This window comes from Tardiphaga sp. 42S5 (assembly GCF_034044155.1).
Classification (GTDB): domain Bacteria; phylum Pseudomonadota; class Alphaproteobacteria; order Rhizobiales; family Xanthobacteraceae; genus Tardiphaga; species Tardiphaga robiniae.
This window is the reverse complement of record NZ_CP139027.1, coordinates 2,761,706-2,780,309: the sequence shown is the minus strand read 5'-3', so window position 1 is coordinate 2,780,309 and position 18,604 is coordinate 2,761,706. Positions and strand designations below refer to the sequence as shown.

Sequence of the window (18,604 nt, the reverse complement as noted above, 5' to 3'; positions counted from 1 at the left end):
GGACTGATGGTAGTGATGGAAAGCACGAAAGCCGTCCTCGGAAGAGATGCAGAGAGGCATCGACAAGCCCTAAGCTAGAAGGGCACCGGAGAGTTTCTTGACCATTGGCAGTCAGACACTGTTCGGGCCGCTATATTCACTGTGGAGTCGAGCCAAGTTCAGTCGTGACGCGGCAACGAGAAGTGCGCGGATCCACGAACGTCCACCGAGATTCGCGCCCGAATTTCCGAACCTGCCACTGTGCAGATGGCCGTCGATTACAAGACGGCATCGGCGATGGCGCAGCGTTAGGAGCAAAGCGCCCTAGAGCCGATCGACATTCAGGATTCCCAAGAGGTTCAATCGCTGATTCATAGGGCTCCATGATTTGCACGGAGCAAGTGATGGGGGCGAAGCGCTACGAATTGAATGAGGCGCAGTGGGTGAAGATTTCTCCGCTGCTGCCGGGCAAGGCTGGCGACGCAGGACGCACAGCGGCTGATAACCGCCTATTCGTGAACGGCTGTTTGTGGGTTCTGCGCTCGGGTGCGCATTGGTGCGACCTGCCGGAACGGTACGGCAAGTGGAAGACGGTACATCGGCGGTTCAGCCGCTGGTGCCATGCCGGGGTCTGGGAACGCGTGTTCACAGCCCTGACGGCAGACCGGGATAATCAGTATCTGATGATCGACAGCACCATCGTTCGCGCTCACCAGCAGGCTGCGGGCGGAAAAGGGGGGCTAAAGATCAGGCGCTGGGGCGTTCCCGAGGTGGACTGACCACGAAGATCCATATGCTGGCCGATACACTTGGTCGCCCGCTCCGCTTCATCATCACAGCCGGACAGGCTGGCGACGTCACCCAGGCGCCTGCCTTGCTCCAGGGCCAGACCGGCGAAGCCGTGCTTGCCGACAAGGCCTATGACAGCAACGCGCTGCGCGCGATCATCGCCGATATGGGGGCAACAGCGGTCATCCCGTCCAACCGAACCCGCAAGGTCATCATTCCGCACGACATCAACGTCTACAAGCAGCGCAATCGGATCGAGCGCTGCTTCTGCCGACTCAAACACTTCCGGCGTTTCGCCACACGCTATGACAGACGAACCTCGCACTTTGCTGGCTTCATCCACCTCGCCGCAGCAACGATCTGGAACCAATGAATGTCGATCGGCCCTAGTGCTGCATGTCGGCTAGTTCGTCCGCCAAAACACGAACATTCTCGCTGTAGTCCACTGGCACCACCACGAGGTGGAGGCCGCCAGGCGCGAAGGCCATTTCGAGTGTCGGTGCACATTACCTTTCATGGCCGCAGCAATTTTGATCGGCGATGCCCCGCCTCAGCCATGGCTTTAAGTTTTTCACTTTCTTCGGCCGACCAAGGCCGAATTAGCGGCATCATCACTCATAGTCCACCATCGATGCGTGCCGATCAACCGACGTCTGAATCTCACAGCAATCAACTACTACGGTCTGTCGGAAGTGATCGGAGCAGGCGTCGCGCCCGAATGCATAGAGACGCTCGACGGTCCGACATTGTGGGAAGATCACTTCTATCCCGAGCGTGGATCCAAAGACGGGAGAAGTGCTGCCGGACGGGTCGCACGGCGCGAGTCAAAATTCCATCGCTCAGCTTCCGTGCCCGTCCGGATATCCAGCGACCTCGACTTCCGCGATCGCTCTCGATGACCTCCTTTGCTACCAAAAACGGTCCCGCCAGACGGACGATATCGCATTTCTGTTCTTCCCTAGATCTCTGCGAAATTTGATCGTTCCCCAGCCCGATAACCCGCACGCGACGTGATGCGCTCAAGATACGGAACGGCATTGTCACAGACGCCAACGCCATAGTCGATCGCCCATGTCAGGCAGGTTGTTAGCAATATGTCGGCCGTGGTGAACTGACTCCCCATGAGATATTCGCGGCCGTCGGATAGGGCGACATCGACATGACGGAGCTGCTCGCGAAAATACTCACCCGCCTTCGTCACCACCTGCGGCGCTTCGCCATAGATGTGCGCCAGTCCTTTGTTGGTGCCATGCCGCCTCATGACGTAGAGACTGGTCGAATCCAGTTCGGTCACAATAAAGAAGCACCATTCCAGCCACTTCGCGTAGAGCTTTGAGCAATCTGGAACCAGCCCGCCATCGGCTGTCCGGTGCTTGTTGGCCAGATACGCGACAATGGCTGCGCTTTCCCCGATAGTCAGGTCGCCGTCCTGCAAAAGCGGGATCTTCTGGCGTGGATTCAGTGCGGTATACTCCAGCGTTTTGGTCTCACCTGACCGCGGAAGAATAGGCCGCGATGTGTATGGGAGATCGAGTTCGTGAAGCGCCCAATGCGCCCGGATCGTGCGCGTTGTACCCACACCCCAGAGGACGAGTTCATCTGCCATTTTACCAAGTCTCCGATGATGGACGCAGATCGAGTTCGTGGGTCCAGCCGTCTTTGGATTGTTGGTGAGCAAACCAGTACGCTTCGGCGATGGACGCGGTTTTGGTCAGGCTATCGGGTGGAATCTCGCTGGCGCTGATTCCAGTGGCTGCCTTCATGCGTTGATGAATGGCTTCGCTGTCGACCCCCGCATCGATCAGAAGATGGACGACATGAATGTTCTTCGGCCCAAGCTCACGGGCCATCGCCTGAGCGACGGCGCGTAAGCCGAACTTCGCCGCCGAAAATGCCACAAAGCCCTTTCCACCGCGGACGCTGGCGGTGGCCCCCGTGAAAAGCATAGTCCCTCGTCCACGCGTCGACATGTGTTTCGCCGCCTCTCGGCCCACGAGAAAGCCCGCATAACAAGCGAGTTCCCAGGCCTTGAAGAACAGCTTCTCTGTTGTCTCCAGCAATGGCTTGTTGACGTTTGATCCCGCGTTGAAAAGACAAACCTCGATCGGGCCGACGTCCCTCTCGACATCCGCAAACAGTTTCTGAACTTCTTCCTCCTTACGCGCATCGACGCTGTAAGCCCGTAAGTTGTATCCCTCCGCCTTCATCGAATCGACGAGCCCCTGCGACTTGGCGGCATCGCGCCGCGCGACGCAGACCGCGTAACCACCTTTTGCGAATCTCTGCGCGACGGCAGCGCCGATGGCGTCACCTGCACCGACTAAGAGTGCAACCCTGTTTGATTTTGACATTCTTTTCTCCGGATCAGTTCGACGCCGCGCGCACAGCTTTGTCGGCAATCATCGTGTCAATGGCGTTGTCGCTGTAACCGAGGTCTCGCAGCACGGCGCGGGAATGTTCGCCGACGCGCGGCGCTGGACCACCAATCGCGGCCTTGTTGACCTCGAAAATCGCCGCAGGTTTTGGCTGCCGCACCCGACCTACCGTCGGCTGCTCGAACTCCTCGATCAGGCCGCGCGCCACCACCTGTTCGTTCTGGATGATCTCGCCGCGGCGCAGGATCGGTGAGCACGGCACGTCGGCCGCATCAAGCCGCTCTAGCCACTCGGCGGTGGTGCGCTGCGCGATATATTCCTGCATCTTGTTGATGCGCGCAGTAGCGTTGACGAAGCGCGCGCCCGGCGTCGCAAACCGCTCGTCTTTGTCAAGCTCCGGATCGCCTGATGCCTTGCAGAAACCCTGCCACTCGGAGTCCGAGATCGTGCCACAGGTGATGTAGCCATCCTGCGTCTGGAACACGAGGTCGGGCCGATCGTTGGGGTCCATGGTAGTGGCTTCGGCGCCGACCACCGTGTATTGCATCATGCCTTCGGGCCACAGATACGAGATCATGGTGTCGAGCATCGCCACCTGGATGTGGTCGCCCTGCCCGGTCTTCTCGCGGGCATACAGCGCCGACGATACCGCCTGCGCGGTAAATACGGCCGTGGTCTTGTCGCACACGATGGTGCGGATCATTTGGGGGCGGTTGGTCACTGCTTGCGACTGGATGTCGGCAAATCCCGAGAGCGCTTGGATGATTGGGTCGTAGACGCGCTTCTTCACATATGGCCCGGCGTCTCCAACGCCGCTGATCGACACATAGATCAGGCGCGGATGCCGCTTACGCAGTACTTCAGGTCCGAGTCCGAGCCGCTCCGTGGTGCCAGGTCGGAAATTCTGCACCAGTACGTCGCTCTGCGCAACAAGCTTGGCCATCACCTCGCGGCCGGCCTCACTCTTGACGTCGATCGAGAGCGAGCGCTTACCGCGGTTCGACGAGATGAACAGCGCCGAAAACTCGCCGGCCTTGTCGATAACGGCACGGCTGCGGCGGGTGATGTCGCCGCCGATCGGTTCGATCTTGAGTACATCGGCACCCTGATCCGCCAGAAACATCGTCGCATACGGACCCGATACAACTCCGGTCAGATCCAGCACGCGTACACCATTTAGAGGTCCGGGCATTTCTTCACTTCCTGTGTTTACACTTCGTTTTCGTCTTCCGCATTTTCGCCTGTCACACGCTCAAATACGTTCGTCGGATATCGTCATTTGCGACCAGCGATTGCGTGTCACCAGCGAATTGAACCCGCCCCTGACTGAGCACGTAGACTTGGTCTGCCAGTTGGATCGCTAGGTGATAGTTCTGCTCGACCAGCAGAATGGCCGTTCCGGACGCCTTGATATCCTTGAGCACGGCTTCGAGCTTCTCGATAATCACCGGCGCCAGACCTTCACTGGGTTCATCGAGAATCATCAGGTCCGGACCAGCCACCAGCGCGCGCCCGATCGCCAGCATCTGCTGCTCACCGCCGGACAGTTGTCCGCCGAGACTCTTGCGACGTTCGGAGAGGCGAGGAAATATCTCGAACACATATTCCACGGGCTTACGCCGGGGCCGGTGTTTCGACGCGCCATGGGCAATGGCAAGATGCTCCTCGACGGTCACCGTCGGGAAGATGCCGCGATCCTCCGGTACGAAAGCAATGCCGGATTTCACGATCTGGTGTGTCGGCAGCCGTGTGATATCGACGCCATTGAAGACGACGCGGCCGTGCCGCGCGGGCGTTAGCCCCAATATCGAGCGCAGCGTCGTCGTCTTGCCCGCCCCGTTCCGGCCGAGCACCGCCACGCACTGCGCTGTTGTCACACAAAGATCGACGCCTTGCAGGATGTGGCTTTCACCATAATAGGTGTGAAGATGCTCGATCTTAAGCATGGTGCTTCCCCAGATACGCCTCGATTACCTGAGGATTGGATTGGATCTCGTCCTTCTTCCCTGTTGCGAGCACCTTGCCGTAACTCAACACCGTGATGATGTCGCAGATCGCAAACACGACATCCATGTCGTGTTCTACAAGCAGAATGGTCAACTCGGGCGACAAGCCGTTGATCAACTTTATCAGTCTGGCGCGCTCGTCGGGGGACGTTCCAGCTGCCGGCTCATCCATCAGCAGAATCGTCGGCTCCGCACATAGTGCGATCGCCACTTCCAGTTGACGCTTTTGTCCGTAGGACAGTTCGTTCACATTCCGGTGCAGCACGGTGTCAAGATGCATCTGCTCGGCCGCGAGGTGCGCTTTGTGAATAACGTCAGAAAACGACCGGCACGACCGCAACACGGAATGCCGTGACGCACTAAATGCCTGACATGCGACGCGTAGGTTCTCAAGAACAGTGACACTCTCAAGCAGCATGTTCTTCTGGAACGAGCGTGACAGACCGCCTCGGGTGACGAGGTCGGGCCGCCCCTGCTGCACCGGAACGCCATGAATGAGAATTTCACCGCTGGTCGGTGGCTGCCATCCCGTGATGATGTTGAACAGCGTGGTTTTGCCGGCGCCATTGGGGCCGATCACCGCATGGCGTTGGCCCGACGGCACTTTCAGATCGAGATCACTGATGACCTGCAGCCCACCGAAGGCCTTGCGCAAGTTCCTAACTTCGAGCGCGCTCATCGCCGTTTTCCGATCAGCGTGCTGATGGAGCCGAGAACGCCACCACGGAAAAACGCAACCACAAGCATGAAGAAGATGCCGAAGAACAGATTGTACTCTTCCGTAATCATGCTCAGCGCCTGCTTGACCACGACGAAGACCGCGGCTCCCACAAATGGCCCGAGAACGACATTGGTGCCGCCGATGATGACCATCAGCACGCCCTCACCGCTCATCTGCCAGCTCATCGCATCGGGATTGACGAAATAGGTGTACTGCGACTGAAGAATACCCGCGACCGCACAGATCACGGCAGCCAGTGCGAACGACCCGATCTTGTAGTTGGCAACCGCATATCCCATCGACATCATGCGACGCTCGTTTTCACGAATGCCTACGAGGACGCTGCCGAAAGGCGACGTTACGATCCGCCACAACATCAACAGCGCGATAACCGCGACGGCAAGAACGTAGTAATAGAAGATGATCGGGTGATCCGCGCTCACGCCTAGCAGTGACAGATCAGGGCGCGGAATTCCTGTCATTCCATCCGAACCGTTGGTCCAGCGCAACTTGATTGCTGCCCCATAGAACATCTGTGAGAATGCTAGCGTAATCAGGAGAAATTCGACGCCACGCGTCCGGGTGCAGATCGCGCCAACTGCCGCCGCAATCGCGGCCACGACCACAAGGGTGACCGGGGCAGAGACCCACAGCGGCCATCCCAACAGGGCTGTTCCGATGGCGATGCCGTATCCACCAAACCCGAGAAACATCGCCTGTCCTAGGGATACGAGACCCGTATATCCTGTCAGAAGATTGATGCCCGATGCGAATACTCCCGCAATCATGACTTCGACTGCCAGGGTCATTACGTAGCCAGACACGAACGATGGCAGCGCGCATAAGCCGAAGCCAAGAATAACGAACAAGGCGACGTATGCACGACGTGAAACTGCAAACGGCAGACGCTTTAGCACGCCGGCTTCCCGCTCGCTCGTGAGCATGACATCTGCGCTCATGCGACCCTCCCGACCGCGCCGAAAAGGCCCTGCGGGCGAAAGATCATCACGGCTATCAGAAGGATGTAAATTGCAAACAGCTCGGCTTCCGGAAGATAGGCCTGGGCAAATGTATCCGTCATGCCGACGATGAGCGAGGCGTAGAACGAACCCTTGAGATTGCCGAGGCCGCCCACCACCACGACCACAAAGGTAGTGACAACAATTCCGATGCCCATGCTGGAGTAGATACTCATGACCGGCGCCGAGACGACGCCGGCAAATCCGGCAAGCGCGGAGCCGACCCCGAACACCAGCGCGAACAAAACATTGATGTTTATGCCGAGCGCCGTGACCATCTCACGGTTGTCAACCCCGGCCCGCAGCGTGGCGCCGACCAGGGTGCGGTCGATCACCAGGACAAGCGCGATGGCAACGGCAATGCCGACGGCAATGATGAACAGACGATAAAGCGGGTACTCGATGCCCAGCAAGGTAACGCGGTCCTTCAGGAAATCGGGCGTGACAATGCTGTGAAATGCCGAGCCATAGATATACTCGACTGCCCCCGCTGTCGCGAACAGCAGGCCGAACGTCAGCAGGGCGAGATCGAGATGCGTTGAGCGGCCGCGCTGAGCCAGCGGTTGCAGTACGAAGAATTGCAGCAAAAAGCCCGCCACGAATGGCAATAGCGGACCTATGAGCAGCGCCAGCCAGAATGAGCCTGTTTTATTAGCGACGACCAATCCGAAATAGGCGCCCATCGTGAAGAAAGCTCCATGGGCCAAATTGAGAATGTTCATCAACCCGAAGATCAGCGTGAGGCCGACGGCGAGCAGGTACACCAGCATGCTCAGTTGCACGCCATTAAGAAGTTGAATCAGGAAAAGCTGCATGTTTCATGAACTCGAGAAAAAGGGCGAGCTTTCGCTGGAGACAAAGCTCGCCTCGGATCAGAACGATTTCGTGCAGCCCGGCAGATCGCCAGCACCCGGAAATTGATCCGGGGATTTACGCTGCATCTTGCCGTCGGGACCCATTACAATTTCGATCACATAGACCTTCTCAAGCAATGCGCTGTTCTGCGCATTGAACTTGATCTTTCCACGTGGCGCATCGAATGTCAGATCGCGCATCGTGGAGATGAACTTGGCGCGATCTTCCGGCATTTGACCGCCGAGTTTCTCAAGCGTCAGCATGATCGCCTTGCCATTGTCATAACCAAGCTCGGCGCTGACGTCGGGGTCCTGCTTGTACCTTGCGTTATAAGCCTTCACGAACTTCTCGTTCGCTTCGGTCTTGATACCTGGGTAATGCGTGGCAACGTGCTGCGCGTTGAGGGCCAGATCGCCGAGGGCGGGCCATAGCGATTCGTCATAGACCCAGTGATCCCCGATCAGGGGGATTTTGGTCCGCAGCCCGAAGTCGGCATGTTGCTTCACGACCTGGATGGCCTCCGCGCCCGCATAGAATGCGTAGATGATCTGCGCGCCGGAGTTTGCTGCCTGCGTCAGCGCGGCGCTATAGTCCTTGGTCTTCTGGAAGGGTGTCCAGACTTCCTCGATCACCTTGCCGCCATTGTCTTCGAAGCCGCGCCGGAATCCGCCGATGAATGCACGTCCTGCGGAATAGTCCGGACCCATCGTGACGGCAGTCTTGATCCCCTTGCTGGCCCAGTACTTTCCGGAGGCGTATTCGAAGCCGTTGGCGCTGAAGGATGTGCGAGCAATGTAGGGACTACAGAACTTCCCCGTGATCTCGTCGGCGAATGCATTCGCGAATACCATCGGCATCTTGTTCTTGTCTGCCAGCTCGGAAATGGCGATGCCGACGTTAGAACCGATAACCCCCGCAACGAGATCTACCTTGTCCGATTGAACAAACTTGTTGAATCTCTGCACGCCGACACCCGGTGTCAGCTCGTCGTCAGCACGGATAACCTCGATGGGGCGACCGTTCGTCTTGTTACCAAACTCCGCCAACGCAATTTGAAAGCCGCGATCAAGGTTTTCGGCCTGGACCGCATACACCCCCTTATAGGGCAACATCAGTCCGATCTTGATCGGCGTCTTATCTTGCGCGTATGCCGTCACGCCAGCCGACGCCGCGAGACCTATCGCCGTGGCCAAACCAATGCGCGCGTATCCCCTGAAAGAAATTGCCATCCCGCTCTCCCTAATGCCGGGCGGTCTTTTCCGCTCCGAAACTCCCGCTTGAGCCGCGGCCATGCGGCTGCGGTCTGCGTGGATTTTTATGGGATAGTATTAGATCGGGAGACGGCACCTGACTTGCAGGATAACGCCAAGGCTTCCGAAAAAGCGCCATTTAGTCCGCGACAGGCAGGCGCGTATTTTCAGAGAGGGCTGTTGCTTATGACAGGCAACGCTGACGGAACGCGGATGGAGTGACGCCAGTCGCTTTCTTGAAACTCGTCGAGAAATGCTGGGCGTGACTGAATCCGGTCGCAAGGGCCACATCAACGATGCTGTCTTCCGTTTCCAACAGCCGCCGCTTCGCCTCATTGATCCGAAGGGAAAGAACGTAGTTGTATGGCGTCGCGCCGACACTTTCCTGAAACGCGCGCAGGAAATGCCGCTTGCTCAAGCCGGCAATCTCCGAAAGCTCTGCGAGACAGATCGGCTGGATAAGGTTGTTACGCACATATTCCTCAAGACGCCGGAGACTCCGGCCCGGTAACCCCCCGCGCAGTTCGTTAGATGGCTGCTGACTTCTTTCACTTACCCGAGAAATGTGCGCCAGCGCCTGAATCGACCATCCCTCTGCCATGAGGTTGAAAACGTTGTCGGGCGAGGCTGCCTCACGGCAAAGTTCCGCGAGGCCGCGGGTCAATCCGTCGTGCTCAAAAGCGACTGTCGGATTAGTGATTGCGTGTTGAAGGCGTTCACCTACGAAGGATGGGTTCAGGAACACCACCGTGTAGTCGAGGGTTGGTCCTACGTTCCACTCGCCTTCGATCTCGATTGCAGCAGGAAAGATTGCGAGCTTCGATTTGCCCGGAAACCGGCGCTCAACCGGACGCCCATCGATCGTAGCTCTGAGCCGTTCGGCTCCCTTGCCAAACCAGAACAACGACAGCTCCGGCTGGCGAAAGTGCCAGTGCATTCGCCCAACCGTTTCCCTGCGAAGAACTTCGATCCGCATGCTCGGCGTATCGGTAATGATGGACGACACAAGATCGCCCCCGACCAACCGAACGTAGTTCTCGCCGACGCTTGCCATCCCAAAACCTCGTTCAAACGCGAGTTCCAAGATAGAATGCACTGAACACAGAAAAGAAGCGAGGCGCTTTGTTGGTGCGCCGCAGCATAACCCCCACGACCGTTCGTCGCGGACAATCAAAGCCGCAGTGAGCCAATCTTCTTCCTCGACCAACGCGAGCGATGTTTCTCCCATCCGCTTGAAAGGATTCCTGCCTAGCATGTGCATTTGCCGTCGAGGATAGACCGTGGCTGACAACTTCCCGGTCTCGATCACCGAGGCTTGCAGTGGAGCGTTGGTACTGACCGAAATAGGCCACGCGCAGATTCAAAACTGATCACTTTACTTGTGATATGCTTTCGCTCACGAATGGGAGCATGCCCGATGCGGCAGCAAAGGCATCCGATGCCCAAGCCGCAAGGACGCAGCGCTTTTGCAGAGCGTCCAAAAAGGGATTCGCGAGAACCTCCCGCAGGTGCGTGAAGGTGCTGTCGAAGGGAAGCCATGGCTCCGACAGATCCCGGGCCGCGACGAGACCGTCAGGATCGGCGATATACTCGCAGCTCTCAGATCGCTTGACGACGACAGTCCCCCACCGCCGAAAACGTCGCGAATGCTGCTGCCGGGGTCGATTATACGTGTGCGTGCCGTGGGTCAAACCGCTCAAGAAAACAGACAGCGGATAGCGGACATCCACCCGTAAGATAGTACACCTTAGAATGGCACAAGCCGTCCCGCCGCGTAGCGTCCCTGCTCGCGGGAGCCGAAGCTCGATCCTTTTTCGGCCGCGAACGCTTCGCGGCGACGTCTAGGCTATCCGCCCGTGTGATTGTTGCCACCGTGCGCGGCGATGAACATGGCGACGGCAGACCGGCAATAGGATTCGATTTCGTCCTCTGCTCTCGCCTCATCGAAGCGTGCGACAATCAGGAGATCGGATCCTTTGAAAAGCGCGGCAAACAAGCGGGCGGACCGAAGAGGATCGGGCACGTTTAGAACCGCTTTCGCGTGCAACTGACGCAACAGGGCCTCGATTTGGGCGATGACATGGGCGGGGCCGGCTTCGAAATGGAGCCTGCTTAGCGAGTTTTGACTCGTCTTGTCGGCCATGACCATGGCTTCGACACTGCGGACGTCTGATCTCAACAGCGTGCGAAGCAGTAATGATCCCACCGCCACGAGCTGATCTTCGACCGAACCGTCGACGCCTTTAAGAAGGGCCTGTGGTGCAAACAACTGACGGCAGCTGGCCGCCATGGCCGCGCTGAACAGCGCCTCCTTGTTCTCGAAGTGCCGATAGATGCTGAGCTTGGATATCTTCGCTCGCTGGGCGACCTTGTCCAAGGTCGTCGCCTGAAAACCCAATTCCACAAAAAGTTCGCGCGCGGCGTCGACTATCGTTTGGCCAAGCGCCTCGTTGGCGGGCCGGCCGCGCCGGGCCTGGCTGTTTTCGGTCACGACAATTCCAGTACTTGACAGTATTCCAATTCTTGAATTACGATACCACGCAGTTTCCAAAATATGCAAGCCAAAGATCGCTGCCTGTCTCAAGCGCGTATCATCTGACCAAAAAAACACAAGGCGACTTCGATGCAACGACGAGCCCTGCTGAAGTTGGCCGCGCTTTCTACCATCGGCCTCGCCCGCGCCCAGGCAAACCCGTCTCCCTCCATCCACACCACGGAGCCCATCACCATGAATGACGTTATCATCATTGGCGGCAGCTTTGCCGGTCTCGCCGGCGCCCTGCAGCTCGGCCGCGCCCGCCGCAAGGTCACCGTTCTCGATACCGGCCTGCCGCGCAACCGCTTCGCTGAACACTCGCATGGTCTTCTCGGCCACGATCACAAGCCACCGTTGGACATTCTGGCCGAGGCGCGACAGCAACTAGCGCGTTATCCCACGGTCAGGCTGGTCAATGCCCGGGCCGACAGCGTCTCTGGCGCCATCGACAAATTCTCCGTCCTCACTGACGATGGTGAAAGCCTTGGCGCGCGCCGCCTGATCCTGAGCTATGGCATCGTGGACCAGATGCCCGATGTTCCGGGGTTCGCCGAAAGCTGGGGCGGGTCCATCGTGCCCTGCCCCTATTGCGACGGCTTTGAAGTCGCCGGCCAGCATTGGGGTCTCGTCTGGTCCGGCCCGCAGTCGATGAATCAGGTCAGGCTGTTCCACGATTGGACCGACAGGTTGACGGTCTTCGCCGATGGTCACGACATTGCACCCGATATCCGGGCCGATCTGGCTCGCCGCAACGTCCCTGTCGTCGATGGCCGTATTACTGGGATCGCCCAACGCGGGGCCCATAACGCCACCGTCAAGCTCGATACCGGCCCCGATGTCGCGGTCGACATCCTGTTCGCGCATCCGCGCAACAAGCCGTCCGCAAGCCTGCATGAATCACTGGGGCTCGCCACGGTCAAAACACCTCTCGGCATCATCCTCAAGGTCGACGAGCGCCGCGAAACCAGCATGCCCGGCATCTACGCCGCCGGCGACCTCGCTAACCCCATCACGCCGCCATCGGTCACCCTGGCATCGTCGCACGGCGCGATGGCGGGTATCTTCGCGCAGCAGTCGATGGTGGTTTGAGAAGACACATATGGAGTTCGAACAGGTCACTTTCGACCTACCGCACGGCACCTTTCACGCGCTACAGGGTGGTGCTCCCGATGGTCAACCGACGATCGTCTTGCACGGCTTCCCGGACCATCCGCCGATCGCGAAGCCCTTCCTTGCTGAGCTCGGCCGCCGTGGACGTCACGTCGTCGCACCCTGGCTTCGCGGTTACGCGCCGTCCCCGACGGCGGGGCCGTTCGACTTCGCAGCCCTCACCGGCGATGTGGTCGCGCTGATCGACCGTTGGTCTCCGGGGCGACCCGTGGAGCTGATCGGCCACGATTGGGGTGCGCTAATCACATATGATACCTGCGTCACCGCGCCGGAGCGGATCGAACGCGCGGTCACGCTCGCAATCCCTCATCCACTCACGTTCATGAGCCAGCTGACGCGCCCCGCTCAGCTACGCCGGAGCTGGTACATGGAGCTCTTTCAACTGCCGGGAAGTGGCTGGATAGCCACCGCCCGCGATCTCGCCCTCATCGACTACCTCTGGCGTCAGTGGTCGCCCGGCTTGTCACTCGATCCGGCTCTCCAGGCGGAGCTACACGAGCACCTGCGGGCGAGCATGTCCGCGCCGCTAAAGTACTACCGGGCGATGATGCGCCCCGGCATGCTGGGGGCCACGCGCCGCATGTCTCAGCCGATCACGGTACCCCTGCTGCACCTTCATGGTGCCGACGACGACTGCATCCTCCCGCCGCAGGTTGACGACCGATATCGGTTCGCCGCCCCGCACGCGATGGAGATCATTCCCGACGTCGGCCATTTCCTGCACATCGAGGCCCCCGAGGCCATTGCGGAACGGATCGCGGTATGGGCCGATGCGCGCTTTGGCATCGGATAGCTTAGTTATCAACTAATCCGAACAAGGATATGTATGGCAGAGCAGAATGTGGAGCGGGTGGACTGGAACGACCAAAGCGGGGAGCGCTGGGTCGCCCACCAGGCCATGCTCGACGCTAGGCTGGCGGTGTTCGGCCAAGCCGCGATCGACGCCGCCGCGCCCGCGATGGGCGAGCGCGTGCTGGACATCGGCTGCGGCACTGGCGCGTCGAGTTTTGCTCTCGCCGCCCGCGTCGGAGCAGAGGGCCAAGTGCTGGGCGTGGACATATCCGAACCGATGATCGCCCGAGCGCGCGCTTGCGCCACAGGATACGCCAGTCCTGTTCCGGGTTGCCGACGCCAGCAGCGCCGAACTGCCCGAGGGCGTGTTCGACATACTGTTCTCGCGTTTCGGGGTGATGTTCTTCGACGATCCGACAAGAGCATTCGCCCATATGCGCCGCGCGCTCCAGCCGGGAGGGCGGGTCGCTTTCGTTTGCTGGCGTAGCGCGGCCGAGAACGATTGGGTGCGCCTGCCGATGGGTGCGATCAAAGGCATCGTCCCGCCGGCGGCGCCGCCCGATCCCGAAGCACCGGGCCCATTCTCATTCGGCGACCGGGGCCGGGTGGCTCGCATCCTGACGGCGGCCGGCTTCACCGATATCGCTATCGCGCCCTTCGATGCTTCCTTCCCGTTTGGCGAGGGCGCGACGCGGGACGCGGCGATCGACGACGCGGTGAAGTTGACGTTCGAGGTCGGTCCGGTGTCGCGCGTGCTCGCTGATCAGCCCGATGACATCCGTGCCCGCGCCTCGATCGCGCTTCGTGCTGCCTTCGCGGGCAGCTCCGGCGAACGGTCGGTGATGATCGACAGCGCGGCGTGGATCGTCACGGCGCGCGCAATCCGGCAAGCTGACAGGGATTAGCAGGGGAGACGCCCCCGCTCGTTGGATGGGGCTTCTTTGGCCGGCCTGCGGCGGAGCAGAGTCGTGCATTAACACGGTTCAGCCAGGCTTGTTGACAGCCGTCGCGGCGAGATAGGCCGGCCGCCGAAGTACGCGGTCGAGATATCGCCTCGCTCCGGCTGACGGAAGTGCCACTGCACCTTGTTTCGCACTTCTCGTCGGAAGCTCTCGATCCGGATCGAGGGCGTCCTCACGACCACGTTGGAGCGGAGGCGTCTTCCGACCGTGCGCACGAATCCATAGCCGTCGTCCGACGATTGAACCATGCCGCCTTTCCTCCCTCGGACCCGAGCCGCCTTTTGGAACGTCATGGGGTCGCTTGGTTTGCGCGGGAGCTTGGGCTGCGCCTGGGCCGTCCGTCCTCCACGTTCTTGCTTGTAACGACTAGGGTAAGGTTCTACTTTAGAACTGTTAACAATAACGGGAGGTCGATCGATGGATGTCGTATCAAGAAATGTCGCGTGGTAGCGGCCGAGGCCCTGGTTGAAAACGCTTTCGCAATGGCGCTCACGCTCGCGGACGGACCGGCCAATGCGTCCGGAGTCATCAAGGACAATCTCGGCGATGCTCAGGTCTTGGGCTTTTCGCGCATCCTTGGACAAGGAAGCGGAGCGTCTCGTGGGATGCGCGCAGACCGCCGAGCACCGCGAGACTGTGCGCGCGTTCGTAGAGAAGCGGCGGCCGGTTTTTCCTTGACCGCGCCGGATCGACCGCCCGTTCGAGCGTCCTCTACTGAATCGCCGACCGTCGTGGATCGCTGACGTAGCGCGGCTGACGAAGGAACATCCGATGAAGCAGGAAACGGTCGAGCGGGAAATCGTATTAAACGACGTGGTCGTCTTCATGAACGGCCACCCGGATGCGCCTGGATGCGCGTTTAGTGCCCAAATGGTGCGCATTCTCGATCTGCTCCGGGTTCAATACCGCGCGATCGACGTGCCCCCGTCGCCCGAACTGGGCTGCGGCACCGAGAGCCAACAGGGTGGACCGGCTATTCCGCGACTATACGTGAAGGGAAAGCTCGTCGGCGGCTACGATGCCGTCAGAGAGATGTTCCGGGCGGGAGAGCTGCAGGCGATGTTCGCCGAGAACGGCGTTTCGGCTTTCGCGGACCGGGAGTTTTGGTGATCGTCGGGCACCTAGCGCAGTCCGAACTGCTGCATCACCGACTTCTTCGTCTCCGCGAGAATGCCATTAGACATTTGGCGGTCGGACCATACGATCGATCTCGCCGCGCTTATGCCGCCAACCAGGGCCGAAATGAGCAGAAGAGCGTCTTTCCGGGCCCGGACCTTCGTCTGCCCGGCCATCTCGAACTGCGCGCTGATCTGACGGACGTAGTTCTCGAAGCCCTTGGCATATTCCCGTCGCACGATCGCTTCCTGTCGCCCGATGGACTCGGCGAAGCATGGCACCGGACAACCTTCTGCAGGTCTATCTCGATGTTCGCCGGATAGGTACATACTGACGAATTTGCTCAGAGTCATTCCGGCAGGCCAGACACCATGTTGCTCCTCGAACGCCCGACGACATGATTCCGCGGCCAAGTCCGCCTTCGATCGAAAATGACCGTAGAACGCGCCATGGGTCAACCCGGCCTCCTTCGCGACTTCGATGACGCCGACCCCGTCAAAGCCATGTTCGCGGAACAACTTGGCACCGGCGGATATGATGGCATTGTGATGCTCCGCCATCCTTTCCTTACTGACTCTCAAAGCGCTCCTCGCGTGTCTGCCCGGCCCGATTTCCGAAGTCGCCGGCTTTGGCGACCATGTCCTCGTATTATGACTGCGGCTCGCACGCAAGCAAGCTGCAAGGTGCATTTTACTTCGGCCCGCACCGTTCTGAGGCGCAGTCATCGACGCGATCGGTGCCATGGATGCTAACTTGCTCTCGGCGTTCGCGACGCTTCTCAATCGCAAAGTCTGCGGAGCTCTCGCAGCAGCTTTCAGGCCTTCTCATAATTGGTCACATATTTCGGAGACGAGCCGGGTCGCCCTCGAAGGGCCCTAACCGCCGGACCTAAAGAGGCATGAAAGCTGCGCCGGGCCTTGCACAAACTGATCTCGATCCGAGGACGCCCACGTCAGGACGCCGAGCATCGTGGACGAAAAATGCCGCCCGCGTATGAAGCGGGGCGGGTATTCACAAGACCGGGGGGAAAACGCATATCGCATCGACAGCAAGTAGGTGGCGAACGACCGCTGTTATTATATATTCGACCATCTTCAACAACCGACGCCACCGGCGCTGATGAGCTGACCAAAGGACGCATCTCGCTTCGAGCGCGAATAAATCCGTAAGTTTGTCAAAGGACTAGAGCCGATCGACTTTCAGGATTCCCAAGAGGTTCAATCGCTGATTCATAGGGCTCCATGATTTGCACGGAGCAAGTGATGGGGGCGAAGCGCTACGAATTGAATGAGGCGCAGTGGGTGAAGATTTCTCCGCTGCTGCCGGGCAAGGCTGGCGACGCAGGACGCACAGCGGCTGATAACCGCCTATTCGTGAACGGCTGTTTGTGGGTTCTGCGCTCGGGTGCGCATTGGTGCGACCTGCCGGAACGGTACGGCAAGTGGAAGACGGTACATCGGCGGTTCAGCCGCTGGTGCCATGCCGGGGTCTGGGAACGCGTGTTCACAGCCCTGACGGCAGACCGGGATAATCAGTATCTGATGATCGACAGCACCATCGTTCGCGCTCACCAGCAGGCTGCGGGCGGAAAAGGGGGGCTAAAGATCAGGCGCTGGGGCGTTCCCGAGGTGGACTGACCACGAAGATCCATATGCTGGCCGATACACTTGGTCGCCCGCTCCGCTTCATCATCACAGCCGGACAGGCTGGCGACGTCACCCAGGCGCCTGCCTTGCTCCAGGGCCAGACCGGCGAAGCCGTGCTTGCCGACAAGGCCTATGACAGCAACGCGCTGCGCGCGATCATCGCCGATATGGGGGCAACAGCGGTCATCCCGTCCAACCGAACCCGCAAGGTCATCATTCCGCACGACATCAACGTCTACAAGCAGCGCAATCGGATCGAGCGCTGCTTCTGCCGACTCAAACACTTCCGGCGTTTCGCCACACGCTATGACAGACGAACCTCGCACTTTGCTGGCTTCATCCACCTCGCCGCAGCAACGATCTGGAACCAATGAATGTCGATCGGCCCTAGTCTGCCGCGAGGATCCTGGTAGCCCGCTCGCATTTAGCTTTCACCGCACTTACCTGCTCCAAGAAACCTTCGAGAGCGCTGCTGTCGAAATCAGAAAAGATAAACTTCTGAATCGAATGTCGCCTTTCGTTGACCCGAGATATCCGCTTCTTGGCGTCGTCGGTGATAGTCATCAGAATTACGCGCGCGTCGTGCGGAGAACTTGCCCTGCGAATGAACCCTTTGGCTGCGAGCACCTTCGATTGCGTTGTCACGAACGAAGGATCTACGAACATCTTCGCGGAGACATCTTTTACTGCGACCCCTTCCCCGGCATCCATGTCTTCCAGGGCCGCCAGGATCATCCACTGCCGAACGCTGATGCCAAGTCTGCTCGCCCAAAACGAACGTATTTCGTCTAAATGCCTCTCGATAGAAGCTATGTCCCAATAGAACTGCTGCAACCCCTGCGCGTCGGCCTCGCCGCTGCTAAGTTGGAATGGCTCGGTCATCCGGCGCGGTCCTCTATGCAGGACCGGCTCGCTGCGCGTGGTCGGCATCAGTATCCCCAGTCGGCTTGTTTCGTAACAACAGAGAATGCATTTGACAGCACATGCGTTCGCCGCATGCCATTGATGACCACTGTACTATTCATTATAAATAAAATGAATAACATGGTCGTGATAATGGCGGTTGTATAGTGATGTTTAACGACCTCGGCCTTGATCTCTGCTGCAATTTTCCGCGGACGGCTCAAATCTAGGACAGCGATCGTTGCGACAGCCGGCGCTTTGCCCGACCCGGATTTCTACCTCATCTTCGCTCCTTACGGCTACGATGAACCAGACATCCTCTCTTCGTGAAGTCCCTCAACTGGTCTCAAGGGCGCTGACGGCGAACAGAGCAATGACACCTTGCCGGTCGGCGAAAACGTCAGAAACCAGCAGGGCTTGGCCGCGAGATCGACGTCGGTCCTGTTGAACGACACACGCTTTTTCAGAAGGACGATCGTCACCCT

The 18,604-nt window shown here is 59.3% G+C and carries 17 protein-coding genes and 1 pseudogene; 6 read left to right on the top strand and 12 right to left on the bottom strand.

From position 1 onward, the window contains the following. The first annotated feature begins 383 nt into the window (after nt 1-383). Nucleotides 384-1,141, top strand: a protein-coding gene (locus SFY93_RS12955) for an IS5 family transposase (RefSeq protein ID WP_320447386.1) whose coding sequence is annotated in 2 segments (ribosomal slippage) — nt 384-726 and nt 726-1,141 — 759 coding nt in all. Because the reading frame shifts where the segments join, the coding sequence is not laid out codon by codon here. Between the two features lie 585 nt (nt 1,142-1,726). Here the strand turns inward: SFY93_RS12955 and SFY93_RS12945 are convergent. The 10 genes from SFY93_RS12945 to SFY93_RS12900 all read right to left on the bottom strand — a co-directional run bounded on the left by SFY93_RS12945 (nt 1,727) and on the right by SFY93_RS12900 (nt 11,485). Further along, nucleotides 1,727-2,374, bottom strand: a complete 648-nt coding sequence (locus SFY93_RS12945) for a glutathione S-transferase family protein (RefSeq protein ID WP_320447399.1) — start codon at nt 2,372-2,374, stop codon at nt 1,727-1,729. Nucleotide 2,375: 1 nt separating this feature from the next. Further along, on the bottom strand, nt 2,376-3,119 hold the full coding sequence (locus tag SFY93_RS12940) for an SDR family NAD(P)-dependent oxidoreductase (RefSeq protein WP_320447398.1): 744 nt from the start codon (nt 3,117-3,119) through the stop codon (nt 2,376-2,378). 13 nt (nt 3,120-3,132) lie between these two features. Beyond that, nucleotides 3,133-4,335: a CaiB/BaiF CoA transferase family protein gene (locus SFY93_RS12935; RefSeq protein WP_320447397.1), complete on the bottom strand. Its 1,203-nt coding sequence runs from the start codon at nt 4,333-4,335 to the stop codon at nt 3,133-3,135. A 52-nt stretch (nt 4,336-4,387) separates the two neighbouring features. Then, nucleotides 4,388-5,089, bottom strand: coding sequence for an ABC transporter ATP-binding protein (locus SFY93_RS12930; protein WP_320447396.1), 702 nt, complete (start codon nt 5,087-5,089; stop codon nt 4,388-4,390). Beyond that, entirely contained in the window at nt 5,082-5,828 is a 747-nt protein-coding gene (locus SFY93_RS12925) for an ABC transporter ATP-binding protein (RefSeq protein ID WP_320447395.1), read from the bottom strand. Before SFY93_RS12925 ends, SFY93_RS12930 begins: the two co-directional genes overlap by 8 nt. Then, nucleotides 5,825-6,829, bottom strand: coding sequence for a branched-chain amino acid ABC transporter permease (locus SFY93_RS12920; protein ID WP_320447394.1), 1,005 nt, complete (start codon nt 6,827-6,829; stop codon nt 5,825-5,827). The genes SFY93_RS12925 and SFY93_RS12920 overlap by 4 nt, the downstream gene beginning before the upstream one ends. Then, nucleotides 6,826-7,704 (bottom strand): branched-chain amino acid ABC transporter permease, encoded by an 879-nt coding sequence (locus SFY93_RS12915; RefSeq protein ID WP_320447393.1) that lies wholly within the window; start codon nt 7,702-7,704, stop codon nt 6,826-6,828. The genes SFY93_RS12920 and SFY93_RS12915 overlap by 4 nt, the downstream gene beginning before the upstream one ends. 57 nt (nt 7,705-7,761) lie before the next feature. Then, entirely contained in the window at nt 7,762-9,036 is a 1,275-nt protein-coding gene (locus SFY93_RS12910) for an ABC transporter substrate-binding protein (protein WP_320447392.1), read from the bottom strand. Nucleotides 9,037-9,178: 142 nt separating this feature from the next. Continuing rightward, the gene (locus tag SFY93_RS12905) at nt 9,179-10,303 is read right to left on the bottom strand and encodes an AraC family transcriptional regulator (protein ID WP_320447391.1); all 1,125 of its coding nucleotides are present in this window, start codon (nt 10,301-10,303) and stop codon (nt 9,179-9,181) included. A 537-nt stretch (nt 10,304-10,840) separates the two neighbouring features. Then, complete coding sequence (locus tag SFY93_RS12900) at nt 10,841-11,485, bottom strand: TetR/AcrR family transcriptional regulator (RefSeq protein ID WP_320447390.1); 645 nt, start codon at nt 11,483-11,485, stop codon at nt 10,841-10,843. Nucleotides 11,486-11,722: 237 nt separating this feature from the next. Here SFY93_RS12900 and SFY93_RS12895 point away from each other — a divergent pair, with 237 nt between their 5' ends. The 4 genes and pseudogenes from SFY93_RS12895 (at nt 11,723) to SFY93_RS12880 (ending at nt 15,564) form a co-directional block, all read left to right on the top strand. Then, nucleotides 11,723-12,619, top strand: coding sequence for an NAD(P)/FAD-dependent oxidoreductase (locus SFY93_RS12895; protein ID WP_320447754.1), 897 nt, complete (start codon nt 11,723-11,725; stop codon nt 12,617-12,619). Nucleotides 12,620-12,629: 10 nt separating this feature from the next. Then, the gene (locus tag SFY93_RS12890) at nt 12,630-13,493 is read left to right on the top strand and encodes an alpha/beta fold hydrolase (protein ID WP_320447389.1); all 864 of its coding nucleotides are present in this window, start codon (nt 12,630-12,632) and stop codon (nt 13,491-13,493) included. A gap of 33 nt (nt 13,494-13,526) precedes the next feature. After that, nucleotides 13,527-14,387: pseudogene (locus SFY93_RS12885) on the top strand (class I SAM-dependent methyltransferase). An 838-nt stretch (nt 14,388-15,225) separates the two neighbouring features. Continuing rightward, entirely contained in the window at nt 15,226-15,564 is a 339-nt protein-coding gene (locus tag SFY93_RS12880; protein ID WP_320447388.1) for a glutaredoxin domain-containing protein, read from the top strand. A gap of 11 nt (nt 15,565-15,575) precedes the next feature. Here the strand turns inward: SFY93_RS12880 and SFY93_RS12875 are convergent, their stop codons facing one another. Next, a complete protein-coding gene (locus SFY93_RS12875; RefSeq protein WP_320447387.1) occupies nt 15,576-16,130 on the bottom strand; it encodes a TetR/AcrR family transcriptional regulator in 555 nt (184 codons plus the stop codon). A 702-nt stretch (nt 16,131-16,832) separates the two neighbouring features. Between SFY93_RS12875 and SFY93_RS12870 the strand changes: the two genes are divergently transcribed. Then, a protein-coding gene (locus SFY93_RS12870; RefSeq protein ID WP_320447386.1) for an IS5 family transposase occupies nt 16,833-17,590 on the top strand; the annotation gives its coding sequence in 2 pieces (ribosomal slippage) (nt 16,833-17,175 and nt 17,175-17,590; 759 coding nt in all). Nucleotides 17,591-17,603: 13 nt separating this feature from the next. Here SFY93_RS12870 and SFY93_RS12865 read toward each other — a convergent pair. Further along, the gene (locus SFY93_RS12865) at nt 17,604-18,098 is read right to left on the bottom strand and encodes a MarR family winged helix-turn-helix transcriptional regulator (RefSeq protein ID WP_320447385.1); all 495 of its coding nucleotides are present in this window, start codon (nt 18,096-18,098) and stop codon (nt 17,604-17,606) included. Between the last annotated feature and the right edge of the window lie 506 nt (nt 18,099-18,604).

Coding starts and splice junctions, on each gene's coding strand:
- SFY93_RS12945 (WP_320447399.1), bottom strand. CDS start 2,374: ATGGCAGATGAACTCGTCCTCTGGGGTGTGGGTACAACGCGCACGATC.
- SFY93_RS12940 (WP_320447398.1), bottom strand. CDS start 3,119: ATGTCAAAATCAAACAGGGTTGCACTCTTAGTCGGTGCAGGTGACGCC.
- SFY93_RS12935 (WP_320447397.1), bottom strand. CDS start 4,335: ATGCCCGGACCTCTAAATGGTGTACGCGTGCTGGATCTGACCGGAGTT.
- SFY93_RS12930 (WP_320447396.1), bottom strand. CDS start 5,089: ATGCTTAAGATCGAGCATCTTCACACCTATTATGGTGAAAGCCACATC.
- SFY93_RS12925 (WP_320447395.1), bottom strand. CDS start 5,828: ATGAGCGCGCTCGAAGTTAGGAACTTGCGCAAGGCCTTCGGTGGGCTG.
- SFY93_RS12920 (WP_320447394.1), bottom strand. CDS start 6,829: ATGAGCGCAGATGTCATGCTCACGAGCGAGCGGGAAGCCGGCGTGCTA.
- SFY93_RS12915 (WP_320447393.1), bottom strand. CDS start 7,704: ATGCAGCTTTTCCTGATTCAACTTCTTAATGGCGTGCAACTGAGCATG.
- SFY93_RS12910 (WP_320447392.1), bottom strand. CDS start 9,036: ATGGCCGCGGCTCAAGCGGGAGTTTCGGAGCGGAAAAGACCGCCCGGC.
- SFY93_RS12895 (WP_320447754.1), top strand. CDS start 11,723: ATGAATGACGTTATCATCATTGGCGGCAGCTTTGCCGGTCTCGCCGGC.
- SFY93_RS12890 (WP_320447389.1), top strand. CDS start 12,630: ATGGAGTTCGAACAGGTCACTTTCGACCTACCGCACGGCACCTTTCAC.
- SFY93_RS12880 (WP_320447388.1), top strand. CDS start 15,226: ATGAAGCAGGAAACGGTCGAGCGGGAAATCGTATTAAACGACGTGGTC.
- SFY93_RS12875 (WP_320447387.1), bottom strand. CDS start 16,130: ATGGCGGAGCATCACAATGCCATCATATCCGCCGGTGCCAAGTTGTTC.
- SFY93_RS12865 (WP_320447385.1), bottom strand. CDS start 18,098: ATGACCGAGCCATTCCAACTTAGCAGCGGCGAGGCCGACGCGCAGGGG.